At 60.1% G+C, this 16,250-nt stretch carries 7 protein-coding genes; 3 read left to right on the forward strand and 4 right to left on the reverse strand.

Annotation, left to right across the window (positions count from 1 at the left end; all coding sequences use genetic code 11):
• Positions 1 to 8: 8 nt before the first annotated feature.
• From X728_RS1000000168450 to X728_RS1000000170165, 4 genes are all read right to left on the reverse strand, one after another.
• The gene (locus X728_RS1000000168450; RefSeq protein ID WP_196815053.1) at positions 9 to 638 is read right to left on the reverse strand and encodes a calcium-binding protein; all 630 of its coding nucleotides are present in this window, start codon (positions 636 to 638) and stop codon (positions 9 to 11) included.
• On the reverse strand, positions 613 to 7,107 hold the full coding sequence (locus tag X728_RS01000000166440) for a cadherin domain-containing protein (RefSeq protein ID WP_032897311.1): 6,495 nt from the start codon (positions 7,105 to 7,107) through the stop codon (positions 613 to 615). The genes X728_RS1000000168450 and X728_RS01000000166440 overlap by 26 nt, the downstream gene beginning before the upstream one ends.
• 440 nt (positions 7,108 to 7,547) lie before the next feature.
• Positions 7,548 to 8,255, reverse strand: coding sequence for a cadherin repeat domain-containing protein (locus tag X728_RS1000000170160; protein WP_196815055.1), 708 nt, complete (start codon positions 8,253 to 8,255; stop codon positions 7,548 to 7,550).
• Positions 8,206 to 10,584, reverse strand: a complete 2,379-nt coding sequence (locus tag X728_RS1000000170165) for a cadherin domain-containing protein (RefSeq protein WP_023830934.1) — start codon at positions 10,582 to 10,584, stop codon at positions 8,206 to 8,208. The genes X728_RS1000000170160 and X728_RS1000000170165 overlap by 50 nt, the downstream gene beginning before the upstream one ends.
• Positions 10,585 to 11,160: 576 nt before the next feature.
• Between X728_RS1000000170165 and X728_RS159060 the strand changes: the two genes are divergently transcribed.
• The 3 genes from X728_RS159060 (at position 11,161) to X728_RS159050 (ending at position 14,656) form a co-directional block, all read left to right on the forward strand.
• Entirely contained in the window at positions 11,161 to 12,306 is a 1,146-nt protein-coding gene (locus tag X728_RS159060; protein ID WP_023830935.1) for a helix-turn-helix transcriptional regulator, read from the forward strand.
• 287 nt (positions 12,307 to 12,593) lie between these two features.
• A complete protein-coding gene (locus tag X728_RS159055) occupies positions 12,594 to 12,845 on the forward strand; it encodes a hypothetical protein (RefSeq protein ID WP_023830936.1) in 252 nt (83 codons plus the stop codon).
• Between the two features lie 209 nt (positions 12,846 to 13,054).
• On the forward strand, positions 13,055 to 14,656 hold the full coding sequence (locus X728_RS159050) for a metallophosphoesterase (protein WP_023830938.1): 1,602 nt from the start codon (positions 13,055 to 13,057) through the stop codon (positions 14,654 to 14,656).
• Positions 14,657 to 16,250 lie beyond the last annotated feature (1,594 nt).

Below are 16,250 nucleotides of genomic sequence, written 5' to 3' on the forward strand. Positions count from 1 at the left end.
CCTACCGCCTACGCCACCATGAAGTCGGCGTTGGTCAGCGCGAGTCCGGCGCCGATATTTGCGAACTGTACCGCCCCGCCTGTCGCGTTGCCGTTGGTGTCGTAGGTGAGCGTTCCGGTCGCTGAGTTGTAGATGATACGGTCGTCAGCGTCGGCCGCCGCCGTTCCGATATGGAATGACTCGGGCGCCAAGGTCCCTAGGCTTCCGACCGCTGTGAACACCGTGTGTTCCAGCGCGATGGTATCGTCGGCGACGTTGAAATCCGTGATGGTGTCCTTGTTGGTCGAGGCATTGAGGGCAGTGCTGAAGCGGAAGGTGTCGGCTCCCAGGCCGCCCGTGAGCGTGTCGTTCCCGGCGCCGCCATCCAGAACGTTGGCTCCGCCGTTACCGGTTAGGACGTTGTTGGCGGAATTGCCCGTACCGTCGATGTCGGCGTTGCCCGTCAATGATAGGTTCTCGAAGACGCCAAGGACACGAGCCGAGTTCAACAGGCTGAACGAAATCGAGGCTTGGACAGTATCGGTTCCCGTCGAATTGGCGACGCTCTCGTCGACGGTGTCGTTGGCGCTGTCGACAATGTAGGTGTCGTTTCCGCCCCGACCTCGCATGGTATCATCGCCGGCGCCGCCGTTGAGCACGTTGTTGTTGCCGTCGCCCTCGAGCGTGTCGTTCTGGGCAGAGCCCAGAAGGTTCTCGATGCTGGAGAAGGTGTCGCCTTCGGCATCGCCGCCNTGTGTCGCTGGCGGCGCCAATCGTGTTCTGGGCCGCCGTCGTCGCCAAGCTCACCGTGATGGCCGCGGCCGCGTGTTCATAGCTCAGCGTATCAATGCCGGCGCCGCCGTTGAGCACGTTGTTGTTGCCGTCGCCCTCGAGCGTGTCGTTCTGGGCAGAGCCCAGAAGGTTCTCGATGCTGGAGAAGGTGTCGCCTTCGGCATCGCCGCCATGCGCCACACCGGTCGTCAGCCTGACGTCCACGCCGGCGGTCGAGGCCGCATAACTGGCCGTGTCGGTGCCCGTGCCGCCGATCAGCGTATCGGCGCCGCCCAGCCCAGCCAAAGTGTTGTTGCCGGTGTTGCCGGTGATCACGTTGGCGAGCGCATTGCCCGTGCCGGCCACGTTGCCGGTACCGGTCAGCGTCAGGTTCTCGACGTCGCCAATGACATGCAGCGCATCGGCTAGGCTGAACGCGATTGACGAGCGGACCAGATCGGTGCCGTCGCCGCCGGTCTCGTCGACGATGTCGCCAGTGTTGTCGACGACGTAGGTNTTGTTGCCGGTGTTGCCGGTGATCACGTTGGCGAGCGCATTGCCCGTGCCGGCCACGTTGCCGGTACCGGTCAGCGTCAGGTTCTCGACGTCGCCAATGACATGCAGCGCATCGGCCAGGCTGAACGCGATTGACGAGCGAACCAGATCGGTGCCGTCACCGCCGGTCTCGTCGACGATGTCGCCTACGTTGTCGACGACGTAGGTATCGTTGCCGGTCCCGCCGAGCATGGTGTCGGCGCCGGCGCCGCCATTGATCACATCGTCGCCGCCCAGGCCGGAGATGACGTTCGCCGCCGTGCTGCCCGTCAGCGTGTCGCCGAATGCCGAGCCGACCAGGTTCTCGAAGGCTGAGACTGTGTCGCTGGCGGCGCCAATCGTGTTCTGGGCCGCCGTCGTCGCCAAGCTCACCGTGATGGCCGCGGCCGCGTGCTCGTAGCTCAGCGTATCTATGCCGGCGCCGCCGTTGAGCACGTTGTTGTTGCCGTCGCCCTCGAGCGTGTCGTTCTGGGCAGAGCCCAGAAGGTTCTCGATGCTGGAGAAGGTGTCGCCTTCGGCATCGCCGCCTTGAGCCACACCGGTCATCAGGCTGACGTTTACACCCGCCGCCGACGCCGCGTAGCTAGCCGTGTCGGTGCCTGCGCCGCCGATCAGCGTATCGGCGCCGCCCAGCCCAGCCAAAGTGTTGTTGCCGGTGTTGCCGGTGATCACGTTGGCNAGGCTGAACGCGATTGACGAGCGGACCAGATCGGTGCCGTCGCCGCCGGTCTCGTCGACGATGTCGCCAGTGTTGTCGACGACGTAGGTATCGTTGCCGGTCCCGCCAAGCATGGTGTCGGCGCCGGCGCCGCCATTGATCACATCGTCGCCGCCCAGGCCGGAGATGACGTTCGCCGCCGTGCTGCCCGTCAGCGTGTCGCCGAATGCCGAGCCGACCAGGTTTTCGAAGGCTGAGACTGTGTCGCTGCCGGCGCCAATCGTGTTCTGGGCCGCCGTCGTCGCAAGGCTCATCGTGATGGCCGCGGCCGCGTGCTCGTAGCTCAGCGTATCTATGCCTGCGCCGCCGTTCAGCACGTTGTTGTTGCCGTCGCCCTCGAGCGTGTCGTTCTGGGCAGAGCCCAGAAGGTTCTCGATGCTGGAGAAGGTGTCGCCTTCGGCATCGCCGCCNCCGGTCAGCGTCAGGTTCTCGACGTCGCCAATGACATGCAGCGCATCGGCCAGGCTGAACGCGATTGACGAGCGGACCAGATCGGTGCCGTCGCCGCCGGTCTCGTCGACGATGTCGCCAGTGTTGTCGACGACGTAGGTATCGTTGCCGGTCCCGCCAAGCATGGTGTCGGCGCCGGCGCCGCCATTGAGATAATCACTATCGGCCAGCCCAATGAGAGTATCGTTGCCGCCAAGCCCCGAAATGGTGTCCACTTCCGGGGTTCCGGTTAGAGTCTGAGCGCCGTTCGTACCCGTGATTGTCTGGCCCGCAACGTCCGTGACGGTAATGGCGATCGACTGACTATCAACGGACGACCCATCGGAGACCTGCACCGTGAGGTCGTAGACGTTGTTGCCGCCACTGTCTGCCGGGGCTTCGAAGTCTGGAGCGTTTTGGAAATTCAGGACGCCCGTCGTCGCATCAATTTGAAATAGCCCAGCATCGGCGCCGCTGACGATCGAGTAAGTAAGCGTGTCGCCTGCATCCGGATCGGTTGCCGTGACCGTTGTCACCGCCGTCGTATTCTCTGCAATGGAGATCTGAGCTGTGTCGCCTGCGCCATCCGACGTGATAGCCGGAGCGGAATTCGGTGTGATCACAAGTTGGGCGTAGTCAGGATTGGCCGCTGCTGTCACGTCCAACGTGCCGTGGATCTGGCCGGAGAGAACGATTGTACTGTCAAAAGTCCCGTCGCCGTTTCCATCGATATCGATGAAGGTGTCTGTCGCAGTCGTGCGAAGACGGTAGTCGCTCTGCGAGGCCGATCCGAAGGCCACCATGATTTTCTCGCCGTATTCGTAGTCGGTGATCCGGTCTCCATTCCAGTCGGTGACGCTGCCGGCAAACGTATCAACGCCCGCGCCGCCGGTGAGGGTGTCAACGTCATATTGCCCGGCGAGTTGGTCATCACCATCACCGCCTATCAAAATGTCGTTGCCGAAGTTGCCCTGAATCTCGTCTGCTTGGGATGATCCAATGAGCGTGTCTGCCGATGACGACCCGCCCACGAAGATAGAGTCATTGGAACTCCAGTTCGAGAAGGTCCAAGCTCCGATATCGAGAGTTCCCGGTGCATCCATCGAGAGGTTGATCGCGTTGGCCCCGGCGTTGCCCACGACGGAAGCGTTCAGAGACAATCCCGCTCCGATCTGCGTCGAGGAAAAAGTGACGGTTGCAGGAATCGCTGATCCGCCGAAGGTCAGCGATTCCATTGAGCTAAGCGTTGCCGAGCGAAAGTCGGTGTTCCCGAAGATAAGTAGCTGATCTGTTCCGCTCCCACCGTCAATTGACTCGCTACTTGCGACATCCCCCGGGTTGAAGCTGAACGTATCGTTCCCTGCGCCACCTTGCATGGTGTCTGCGCCAAGACTCCCGAAAATGACGTCGCCAACCACGGAGCCAATAAGCACGTCATTGGCGTTGGAACCTATCAGCTCGACACTGTCATTCGGACCCCAGTTCTGGAATACAGCGGTACTAAGGTCGGCCGTTCCTCCCGATAGCGAAGTGATACGCACGGATACCTGGTCGAAAAATGCGCTGCCCACGAAGGTATTTATCTGACCCGCTCCGACATCATCGCTACTGAGCCACACCCCTGCGCTTGACGTGGTGTCGAATGCCAGGCGCTCAACGCCCGAGATGCTTGTTCGGTAAAGGTCGCTGTTGTTCCCTTCGACCGAGATAGTATCGATTCCATCTCCGCCATCGATCGTGTCACCCAACGAACTGTCCAGAACGCCGTAATGGATGACGTCGTTTCCTTCGCCGCCGTCGAGGATATCTGACCCTGATCCACCGCGCAGGTTGTCGTCGCCTCCTCCTCCCAGGATCGTGTCGTTTCCGCCGAGCCCAAGAATCGTTTCGTCTTCGCTTGTGCCAACAAGCACGTTGTCAAATTCATCACCGATGATGGTGTTCGGCACATCTGTCACCGTGATGGCGACGCTGCGGTCGGTGCTGAGCGTGCCGTCGGATGCGGTGACGACGATGTCGTAGACGTTGTTGGCGTCTGAATCGGTGGGAGCCTCGAAGTCGGGCGCATCCTTGAAGGTGACCTCGCCGGTCGAGGCGTTGATGTCAAACAATGCAGCGTCGGTGCCGCTGAGCGAGTAGCTCAGCGCACCAAGATTGTCGGCGTCTGAGGCGTTGGCGTCGTAGGCGACGCCCGTGCCGTTCTCGACAAAATTTGTGCTCGGGCCCGAACTGAACACCGGAGCATTGTCGTTGGCGTTGATCACTGTGACCGTAATGGTCTGTGTGTCCAGGCCGCCATGGCCATCGTCGGCCTGGACGACAACCGAGTAGTACTGATCGAAGATCCCGCCGTTGAGGTTCGGGTTCTCAAAATCTGGCGCCGTCACGAACGAGAGCGCGCCCGACTGGCCGTCGATCGAAAACAGATTGGCGTCAAACCCTCCGATGATCGAATAGATAAACGTGTCACCAGCATCCGGATCGGTTGCTGTCACAGTTGTCACCGCGGTCGTGTTCTCGGCCAGGCTGATCGAAGCATCGTCACCGCCCCCATTCGAGGTGATGACGGGTGGTTGGTTTGTCGGAGGCGCAGCCGTTAACAAGTCCGAGAGACTCACGGTCCCATCGGCGAATTGGAACAGTTCGATGTTGCGCACGACGTCCGTGCCATCGTTCAGGACATTGTTGACCGGATCGACTGGGTTAGGGCGCAGATCGGTAATTGTGACACTGCCGTCGGCATTGGCGACCGCGATATAGTCAGACCGGTTTCCGCGGTATATGGCGGTGTCAATGCCATCCTCGCCATCTAGCGTGTCGTCCCGACCGCCGCCAAGCAGGATGTCGTCTCCCGCTCCACCCTGCAGGATGTTATCGTGGTTGCCGCCGTAGATGATGTCGTTGTAGCTGGTTCCGACAACGTTCCGGATGTTGGGGATGCTGTCCTTATCGCCAAAAGTGTCGTAGGCGGTATCTACGTCCAAGGTGTTTCCATCTGGCCCAATAAGTACAGGATAGTTCGGAGCTCGTCCAAGAAGGTTCACATACACTCCGTTGGCGCCAGTTTCGGCTCCGTAGTTGACCGTATCGGCCCCGGAGCCGCCGTCCATTGTGTCGTTGCCTGCACCGCCGATGAATGTGTCGTCGCCGCCGTTGCCGATCAGCGTGTCGTCCCCAGCTTCTCCGATCAGGACATTGTCGCCGGCGTTGCCGAAGAGGAAGTCGGCGAATTCAGATCCGCGGGCGTCTTCTATGTTGACCAGAGTATCGGTGTCGCCAAAGAGATCTATCGCGCTGTGCGGTCCAACGGTTCCAAGGAACGAGGTTTGGGTCGTGCCGGAAAGGTTGACGATTACACCGTGGGTAGCCGTGCCGCCATCATTGTCGAATTTGTAGTCGATCATATCCTCGCCGGCGCCGCCGTCCACGTAATCGGCGCCTGCACCCATCTGGAATTGACTAAAGTCTTGGTCACCTCCAAAGACCGTGTCGGCGAACTCAGTTCCGCGAACCTTGTTGATGTTGGTCAACGTGTCCGTGTCGCCGAAGCCATCCGTAGCTGTGTTGGCGGCCTGACCGCCTTGTTCAGTGTCCGAGATGTTGACGGTGGCGCCGTTGCTACCGCCGAAGCTGGCGTCTCGATCATAGTAGACCCAGGAGTCGCCCGAGCCGCCGGTGATGGTGTCATTACCGGCAAATCCGTAGAAACCCTCGTAACCTTCGCCGGCGTTCTTTCCCGCGATTGTGTCGGCCTGATCAGTACCGAAAACGTCAGATATTCCGATCAGCGTATCAGTGTCGCCGAAAGTGTCTGTTGCCGTACCTTCGGCCAGGTTTACGACGACCGCGCCTCCGCCACCTTCGTCGGCGTAGTTGACCAGGTCACCGTTTTGTCCGCCGCCATTGAGAATGTCGTTGCCCTGGCCCCCGATCAGCGTGTCATGGCCCTCCAGACCGTTAATGGTGTCTGCTTCGGCTGTGCCGACCAGATAGTCGTCGAAAGGCGTGCCGTTGATGACATGGTTTTCGAGGACGCTGGTAACGGCGATGGCGACGCTGCGGTCGGTGCTGAGTGGGCCGTCGGAAGCGGTGACGACGATGTCATAGACATTGTTGCCGTCTGAATCGGCCGGGGCCTCGAAGTTCGGCGCCGCCTTGAAGGTGACCTCGCCCGTCGAGGCGTTGATGTCGAACAGCGCAGCGTCAGTGCCGCCCAGCGAATAGGTCAGCGCGCCGAGATTGTCGGCATCGGTGGCGTTCGCGTCATAGGCCACACCCGTGCCGTTCTCCGCAAAGCTTGCACTCGTGCCCGAACTGAACACTGGTGCATTGTCGTTGAGGTTGGTCACCGTGATGGCGACGCTGCGGTCAGTGCTGAGGGTGCCGTCGGAAGCGGTGACGACGATGTCGTAGACATTGTTGCTGCTGGCGTCGGCCGGAGCCTCGAAGTCAGGCGCCGCCTTGAAGGTGACTTCGCCCGTCGACGCATTGATGTCGAACAGCGCAGCGTCAGTGCCGCCCAGCGAATAGGTCAGCGCGCCGAGATTGTCGGCATCGCTGGCGTTCGCGTCATAGGCCACACCCGTGCCCTTCTCCGCAAAGTTTGCACTCGTGCCCGAACTGAACACTGGTGCATTGTCGTTGAGGTTGGTCACCGTGATGGCGACGCTGCGGTCAGTGCTGAGGGTGCCGTCGGAAGCGGTGACGACGATGTCGTAGACATTGTTGGCNCGTGATGGCGACGCTGCGGTCAGTGCTGAGGGTGCCGTCGGAAGCGGTGACGACGATGTCGTAGACATTGTTGGCGCCTTGATCGAGCCGGGTCTCGAAGTCGGGCGCGTTCTTGAAGGTGGCCACGCCGGTCGCGGCATCGACATTGAACAGCGCTGCGTCAGCGCCTGACAGTGTGTAGGTCAGCGCCCCGAGATTATCCGCGTCGCTGGCATTGGCGTCGTAGACCGTGCCGGTGGCGTTCTCGGCGAAATTGGCCGTCGTGACCGAGGAGAACACCGGCACATTGTCGTTCTGGTTGGTCACCGTCACCGCGATCGACTGAGTGTCGGTGAGGGTTCCGTCGGAGGCAGAGACAATGATATCATAGACATTGTTGCCACCGGCATCTCCGGGCGCCTCGAAGTTCGGCGCACTGACNGTTCTGGTTGGTCACCGTCACCGCGATCGACTGAGTGTCGGTGAGGGTTCCGTCGGAGGCAGAGACAATGACATCATAGACATTGTTGCCACCGGCATCGCCGGGCGCCTCGAAGTTCGGCGCATTGACGAAGCTTAGCGCGCCAGTTGTCGCATTGATGCTGAACCGCGCGGCATCGGCGCCGCCGGCGATGGCATAGGCCAGCGTCGTCCCGGCATCGGGATCGGAAGCCGCCACTGTCGTCACCGCCGTCGTGTTCTCGGCCAAGCTGATCGTCGCAGTCGCCCCGCCACCGTTGGAGGTAATGACCGGGGCTGTGTTCTGGTTGGTCACCGTCACCGCGATGGCCTGGGTGTCGGTGAGGGTTCCGTCGGAGGCAGAGACAATGATATCATAGACATTGTTGCCACCGGCATCGCCGGGCGCCTCGAAGTTCGGCGCATTGACGAAGCTTAGCGCGCCAGTTGTCGCATTGATGCTGAACAGCGCGGCATCGGCGCCGCCGGCGATGGCATAGGCCAGCGTCGTCCCGGCATCGGAATCCGTCGCCGTGACTGTCGTCACTGCAGTTGTGGTCTCGGCAACCGAGACCTGAGCCGTGTCACCACCACCGTTGGAGGTGATAGCTGGCGCTTCGTTCTGGTTGGTCACCGTCACCGCGATCGACTGAGTGTCGGTGAGGGTTCCGTCGGAGGCAGAGACANTCGTTCTGGTTGGTCACCGTCACCGCGATCGACTGAGTGTCGGTGAGGGTTCCGTCGGAGGCAGAGACAATGATATCATAGACATTGTTGCCACCGGCATCGCCGGGCGCCTCGAAGTTCGGCGCATTGACGAAGCCTAGCACGCCAGTCGTCGCATTGATGCTGAACAGCGCGGCATCGGCGCCGCCGGCGATCGCATAGGCCAGCGTCGTCCCGGCGTCGGAATCCGTCGCCGTGACTGTCGTGACTGCAGTTGTGGTCTCGGCAACCGAGACCTGAGCCGTGTCACCGCCACCGTTGGAGGTGATAGCTGGCGCTTCGTTCTGGTTGGTCACCGTCACCGCGATCGACTGAGTGTCGGTGAGGGTTCCGTCGGAGGCCGACACGATGACGTCATAGACATTGTTGCCACCGGCATCTCCGGGCGCCTCGAAGTTCGGCGCACTGACGAAGCTCAGCGCGCCGGTCGTCGCATTGATGCTGAATAGGGCGGCATCTGCGCCGCCGGCGATGGCATAGGGCAGCGTCGTCCCGGCATCGGGATCGCTCGCGGTCACCGTTGTCACCGCCGTCGTGTTCTCGGCCAAGTTGATCGTCGCAGTCCCCCCGCCGCCATTGGAGGTGATGACCGGCGCCTCGTTCACATTGCTGACATTGATGGTGAAGGTCTCGTTGTAGGTATGGTTCTGACTATCGGTGACCCGCACCGTCACCTGACGGGTCGGGCCCGCCTCGAAGTCGATTGGACCGCTGACGACGAGATCGTTGCCGGAGATGGCGAATGTGCCGCCGGCGTCGTCGGGTAGCATGAAGGTCAGCGTCTCCCCCGAGTCGGAGTCAGTCGCAGCGAGCGCCCCAATGATCGTGCCGGGCGCGCTGTTTTCGGCGACAGAATCGGCAGAAAGCGAAATGTCTGTCGGTGGCTGATTCACGGTATCGTTGATGTCAGTGACACCAATTGTGAATAGTCGGTCGCCGGTATATCCTGCGGTGTCAGTGACACGAACAAGAACCTCGTGAGAAGTCGCCGCTTCGAAATCCAGTGGCCCGTTGACCACCAATTGGTCGCCGGAAATGGCAAATAGGCCCCCTGCGTCATCAACAAGACTGTAGGTAAGCGCATCGCCGACATCAGCATCGATCGCTGACAGAGTGCCTATAACAGTGCCATTCGTGCTGTTTTCGGCAATTGTTGCACTTGAGAGAGCCAAACTGGCCGGTGAATGGTTCAACGCGTCAAATGTTCGCGTTCCATCGGAAAACACAAACGATTCCACCGCATAGACGGTCGTGTAGGTAGACGTCCTCAGATCGAGGAGTTGAACATTGGTGTCGGAAAAAGCGGTGATCTGAAAGTCCCCGAGCATTCCGGAAAGATGAATGGTGTCGTTGCCCGCGCCTCCTTGGGCTTGTCCGCCGTCGGCTCCGGTATCGAGCGTATCGTTGCCCGCGCCACCGTCGAGATAGTCGTAGCCGGCACCCCCGCTCAGCGTGTCATCGCCATCGCCGCCGTAAAGCTGGTCGCTGCCACCGAGGGTGGTGATCACATCGTTGCCGGAACCACCGGTGAACTGCAGGCTCTCGACGTTGACGAAGGTCGTGCCGTCGCCGACCGCAGTTGGACTGGTGGTGCTGGCCATGTTGATGTTGAATGCCGTGATGGCCGTCGAGCGATCGATCGTTGCCGTGTCGTTGCCGTCGCCGCCGTCGATCGTGTCAGCACCACCATAGGAATAGATGGTGTCATCGCCGGCTTCGCCGTTTAGAATATCGTTGCCGGTGGAGCTGTAGGTGTCGTCGCCGGCGAGCGTGTCATTGCCGGCGCCCGCATTGATGGTGTCGTTGCCCTCACCGCCGTAGAGCGTGTCATTGTCGTCGCCGCCCTCGAGCGTGTCGTCGTCAGCGCCGCCAAAGAGCTGGTCGATCGCGCCGCTACCAATCAGCGTGTCGTTGCCGTCGCCGCCCTGCGCCTGGCCGCCATCGGCGCCCACGTCAAGCGTGTCGTTGCCCGCACCACCATCGAGATAGTCGTAGCCGGCGCCGCCGTTCAGCGCATCGTCGCCATCGCCGCCAATGAGGTTGTCGTTGCCGTCGCCACCGGTCAGCGTGTCATCACCGCCAAGTCCCTGAATATAGTCATTCCCATCCTCGCCGCTGATCTCGTCATCACCAATCTCAAGAGCAGGGTCGCCGCCTTGCGGCCCACCTATGATGAAGTCGTCTTCGGCAGTGCCGACAATCACGTCGTTGCCATTCGTTCCGAATTTGTCGGCCATTTCACCCTCCTCGGATACTTCAATGCAGTCGGAAATCGGTCATGCTTTGCCCAAACGGTAGGATCGCTTCCGATTCTCTTCAGTCCGGGTGAAAGCGATCCGGAACCGCTTGAACCGGTGTGCAGAGTGTGCTGACGCTTGAGATGCTCATCCCCGATGCTCAGATCTGGCATTCGCCATTGTTGTCCGGCTAAACTGCCGTTTGAATCCGCATATTCCGGCGATCGGCTGTGCTACGAAACCCCCATTTGGGTGGAGTCGGCCTAGTTCATAGTTGTTCTCAACGATTGCAGACGGGATCTTGAAAACTTCGCAGCGACGTATTCGGCTGGATGTGGGATTCGTGGCGGCCTTCAGCACTGCACCGAATCTTGCATTTATACCAGCAAGCTAAAGTCTGCTGTTAAATCAAAACTGCGTTCCTTGCTTGCCGCATCCCGTGGCGGTCTTGTGCTCGGCTGTAACGTTTAGCTATACACCTTTGGTATATTAGTGTAGGCTCATCAAGGGATTGTACCTACGGATTTGGGGAGGCGTGCCCATGGAACAGGGTCGCCCAGCGTTTGGGTCGGGAGCATGGATGGTGTCTACGATGAGAAGCGTGTTGCCTCAGTAAGCAAGGCGGTTGCTGAAGCAATTGATGCCGCCGCGTTCGGGGTGGTTTCCTGGGATGAAGTGCCACGCGCAATGGGGGAAGCATTTCCTGGATCGTTGTGCTCGCTGCTGAATCACAATATTGTCGAGAACAAACTAAATTTTCAGGCCGTCCACAACATAGACCCGGAATATCTGAGATCGTATGCGGATCACTATGCCCGGTTAAATCCGTGGATACCGCTGTGGCAGGCCGTCGAAAGCGGAACGGTTCTGGTCGCCGAGAAAGACTGTCCGGCACGTACGTTCGCGGATACGGAATTCTACAATGACTGGCTCCGTCCGCAGAAAGACATCGAGGCAGCGGCCGGCATAAAAATAGATGGCGGGCCACGGGAAGTCATCCACCTCCCCCTGCACTATCCGCTTTCCAGGGCCGGCTCTTATGACCGGGCTGCGGCCGAAGTTCTCACTCGGATACGAAGCAATCTGCGAAGGTCGATCGATCTTGGACATTTGCTCAGGAAACGAACCGAGGATGCTGTGGCGGGAGCCGCCTTGGTCGAACGCGCCTGCTGCGCGGCATTCGTCATAGACAGCGACAGACATCTCCGCGATGCGAACCAGCAGGCTGTTGACATGTTTTCCGCAGGTTCCGTGGCTGTACTCCGCCACGGCGGCGTGTGCCTTTCCAATGCGCGCGCCGACAAGCTGTTCCGCAATGGGATTGTCGCGATCTCCAGAGGATCGCCCCCGGACCTGCACCAAATTCCTTTCTGCATCGAGGGGCGCAACTGGCAGGTTTCGTTTGCGCCGCTCCCGGCCATGTCGGCTTCCGGCATCCTGTCCCTCTTTCTCACCAGATCGATGGTTCTTGTCTTTATCCGCGATTTAGACGCGCGCCTCCGCCACCCCGGTGATTTGTCGGCATTTGCCCAACAGTACGGATTGACCCGAGCCGAAATCAACTTCTGCGAGCGGTTAGCGAAAGGGGATTCTCTCGCCGAGACGGCCAGCGTTCTCGGAATCAAGGTTGAGACCGCGCGCGACAGGGTCAAATCGATATTCCACAAGACCGGAACGCATCGACAAGGCCAGCTTGTCGCGATGCTTGGAGGCTCCATCTAACGCTGTGGAGGCTCAGGCTCGGTCCCTTTCCCAGTTCCAGACCGCATATCATGCGACGTTGGGCGCCGTGCGTCCAATTCGCTCGCAGAGAGCAGATGACCTCGACAATTGGAGTTGACTGTCGCTTCAGATCGAGCGCAAGTCCGTCTCATGAATTCGATGCCGTGACGCGGTCGCTAAGGCTGGGTGACTTTCAGATCGTTGTCGCCGGAGATGGTATCCGCTCGGATACGCATGCGATTGCCTAGCATCTAAATTCGCAAGGCGCGGGCCTGGCGCAACTGACATTGCTTGAGATCCAGCTTTGGCAGGCGGCATCAGGAGCCATTGTCGTGATGCCAATAGTGCCGCTGCGCACCGAAGTCCTTCAGCAGAGAGTTTTGGTCAACGGCGAAGGCATGCCGCTCCAATTGGATACCCAAGAGATAGGCTCTACCCAGGCTGACGAGAGTATGGAGAGCGTTGTCGATCCCGACCGCGTCAACCGGCGAAGCATCAACCGCGCGTTTTGGCAGCGCTTCAGCACTCCCGGTTCCTAGTTCTCGCTTCCGATACTGGTGCACTAGGCAGAGCTCCAACCTGCATCTGAGCTACGAGCGCGAACAACTGGCATGCTTAACAGGCCTCCTGATGTCATCAGCAAGTTCCATGAAACAGCCTATGTCACTCTGGATGGTTCCATAGACGCGATCAAAGACACCATGCTAGACTTGAGCACAATTCGGGATGATCTAGGGAGGGGAACCAAGTGAGCTTCAGGATTGCGATTACATCGGACCCACAATATCCCTGGTACGACGACATCACCAGGGACAAAAACGGCAACATCATCTATCAGGGCTATCCGCCCAATCTCGAAGCAGGGGTGGGGGACAAAAACTCGAAGGAGCAGATAGTCGGTCAGTACGCCGCGATCAACAGCGACGCGAATGCGCCGGGGAAAGATCCAATCGCTGCGGTTATCATCAACGGAGATCTCACGTGCACGGGCGCAGACACGGACCTGCCGGTCTGGACGGACGCCTTCGAAACGCTACGCGTGCCCGCATATCCGGCGTTGGGCAACCACGACTACAGCCTATACGTCGACGACACCTACAACAACAATCGCGCCAGCCGTATGGTCGACTGGATGTGGGGGTGGCTGCAGAACAACAGGCTTAAGCTGCGGTCAGTCGATTTTTCGGAGACAGACGGCTTTAGCTTGCCGACCGGAGCCAAGACGTTCACCGGCAGCCTGGCATATTCCTTCAATCTCGGCCCAGTGCATTGTGTGATGCTGCACCTGTATCCGTTCTACACGCGCGAATGGTACTCCCAGCTCGCGACGGGGGGACGGCGAAACTACAGGATTACGTCGTCATGGAACTGGCTTATCGATGACATTACCCAGGCGAGACTGCGCGGCGACGCGATCTTCGTTTTCACTCATGCTTACTTGGATAATGAGTTCGAGCGCGGCGCCGCGCTCGACCAGTTTAGGGCACTGATGTCGCAAACTGGCGTATCTGCCGTGTTTGCTGGCCACTACCACTGGATTTGCGACAAGATCGACACCATCCAACCTGGTGACATCCCGGTGTTCCGTTCAGGTGCGGCGTCGCAGCAGACTTACCTCATGTTGGACGTCAGCTTCGAGCCGTCCCCGACTTTCAGCGTTTCCCGGCTCGACTCCAAAACGGTCCCGCCTTCGAATGAAAAGCAGAAATACAACTCCACTCCTATCTACAGGGGACCGCTGAACATGACCGCAGACGAGATGGCGATCGTGGGAGGACGGATGAACGTCGGTAACATCGCTTACAACAATAGAAATGACGACCCTGAGTGCACCTGGGGCATTCAAGGTACAGCAGAACACACCTTGGGGCAGGGGTATGGCTCCAACTACAATGAGCACCGGGTTGTCGACGATCCCTCCGGCATGTGCTACCTCATGGCTCGGGTTCAGGCCGCCGACGCGGTACAGGACGGAACCATGGTGGTCACCGGCGGCTATGTGGCGGACCGGAAGGGTGGCAGCGCCCTGCCGTATACCCAATGGGGGACTCAAGGCAGCCAGACGCAGCTTGCAGCGAAGTTGTGGACTTGGGTGAAAGACAAAGACCAGTACGTCTATCCATATTTCTGGGTGGCGCCTTGGGGTTCCCCCGGATCGAAACCGTTTATGGTCACCGGGGGCGCCCAGGAGCTACGGGACGCAACCTCAACAAGATCGCTCTCAACAGCTACGCCGTGGGGCTATCTGCGTCGAAACGCACAGCCGGTGCTGATTGCGCAATCGCGCACGTTTGTAGATGGTGAAAAACATCCGATGTCTTATTTCTCGCTTTATCCCTCTCGGCCTTAGTCGATCGCGAACGCCTCTCCATTAGACAGCGACACCTTCACCCTCGTCGCGGGAATGGTCACGCGCTGGGCCGACGGCCCTTTCCATGCTTGGTCGGGGTGGGTTCTTTTGGCGGAATCGCGGCCGCCCGTCTAGGGCACGCGGTTCTTCATTGGCACAACTTCGCCGCAGAGCCGCTGCGTGCATTCGTCCTGTGGGAGGGCGGCTTCCACTTGCCAACCGAACTTGTCCAAGACCGCGCCGAAGGGAATACGATCTATCTTACGCATGAATTTCTGGCGACCATGCTTGGTGGCAGGCGCCCTTGGCGTTACATCGCCCTTCAAAGTCGACGCGGGTTTTGCGATTGAAATTCGACGCGCGGATCACTAGGACGCCTGTCAGGCTCAATAGCGGAACAGCCGCTTTAGCGTAAGACCGTATGTCCGCCTCTGCCGATAAGGTGGCTCGCCCTACAGTGCGGGTCCGTTGCTCGGGCGGGCCGAGCCGATCCTCACCACAGGAGGACGAGCCGTGGCGGATTATAGAGAAGCATTTGTCGGAATCGAACGTCTCGATGTCGCGCGCCAGGGTCATCGCCTTCAGCGCGTCCAGATCGCCGTCTCTCGCACCAGCGCCGCCAGCCNCTCGATGTCGCGCGCCAGGGTCATCGCCTTCAGCGCGTCCAGATCGCCGTCTCTCGCACCAGCGCCGCCAGCCCCTCCGCCCCCTTGCGGAAGTCGAACGGGCTTCCCCCGGCGATCCAGATCATCAGGGGATTGCAGGCCACCGTCTAGGTATCGGCGCCCCGGCCGCGCGCATCGCGATGCCGTCGATCTCAAGCTCGATCACTCCGGCGTCTCGAGTGGCTTGCCGTTTCCGCTGCTTCGGTGGATGCCCGGCTACAGGCTCCGCCGCCGTCGCAACGGCTGGCACGAAGGCAGGAGAATCTTGCTGCACCGAAGCGCCCTGTTTGCGCGCTTTGCGGCGCCAGGCGAAGACCTGCTGCGGCCTGAGGTCATACCGGCGGGCGACCTCGGAAACGACTGCGTTCGGCTCCAGCGTCTACGCGATGATCCGCGCCTTGTCATCCACCGACCAATGACGCTGACCGCCGGCACCGTTGATCACCTCGAAACGCCCGAGGCTGCCGATCCGGGTCAAGCGTAAGGTCAAGTCCAGACAAAGCCGATCTCCCATTCCAATACAGGATCGGCAACCTCACAGATCGCGACCACTCCCGAACAAGGTGATCCCACAACAGCGCTTACGGAGAAGAAGACGGCTCGGCCAGAGTAAGCAGAGAGGCGGTTCATTCGCCCGAGAGGCGTTGGTTCGAGAAACATGCGTGCGAATCCGTGGTCGATCGGGGCGTCAGAGTGTTCATACATAACCAACCCGCTCGATACCCTTTGCGAACGCTGCGTCACGTTCAATCAGAATGGCTTTGAAGAGCGTGACTTGAGCATCTCTGGCGCGGGTGTTTTGGGGTTTAAACCCGCCCTTCCCTACCCGCAATGCGATGCCCGTTTCACGCCCTGCCTATGATCGGTATGGCTGAGATTGGCCGCAAGCGGACTGGCAGCTTTTCAGCAGCGGAGGTCCCCAATCGGTG

Origin of the sequence: Mesorhizobium sp. L103C119B0 (assembly GCF_000502235.1) — a bacterium.
In the GTDB taxonomy this organism is placed as follows: Bacteria; Pseudomonadota; Alphaproteobacteria; order Rhizobiales; family Rhizobiaceae; genus Mesorhizobium.

Coding starts and splice junctions, on each gene's coding strand:
- X728_RS159060 (WP_023830935.1), top strand. CDS start 11,161: ATGGATGGTGTCTACGATGAGAAGCGTGTTGCCTCAGTAAGCAAGGCG.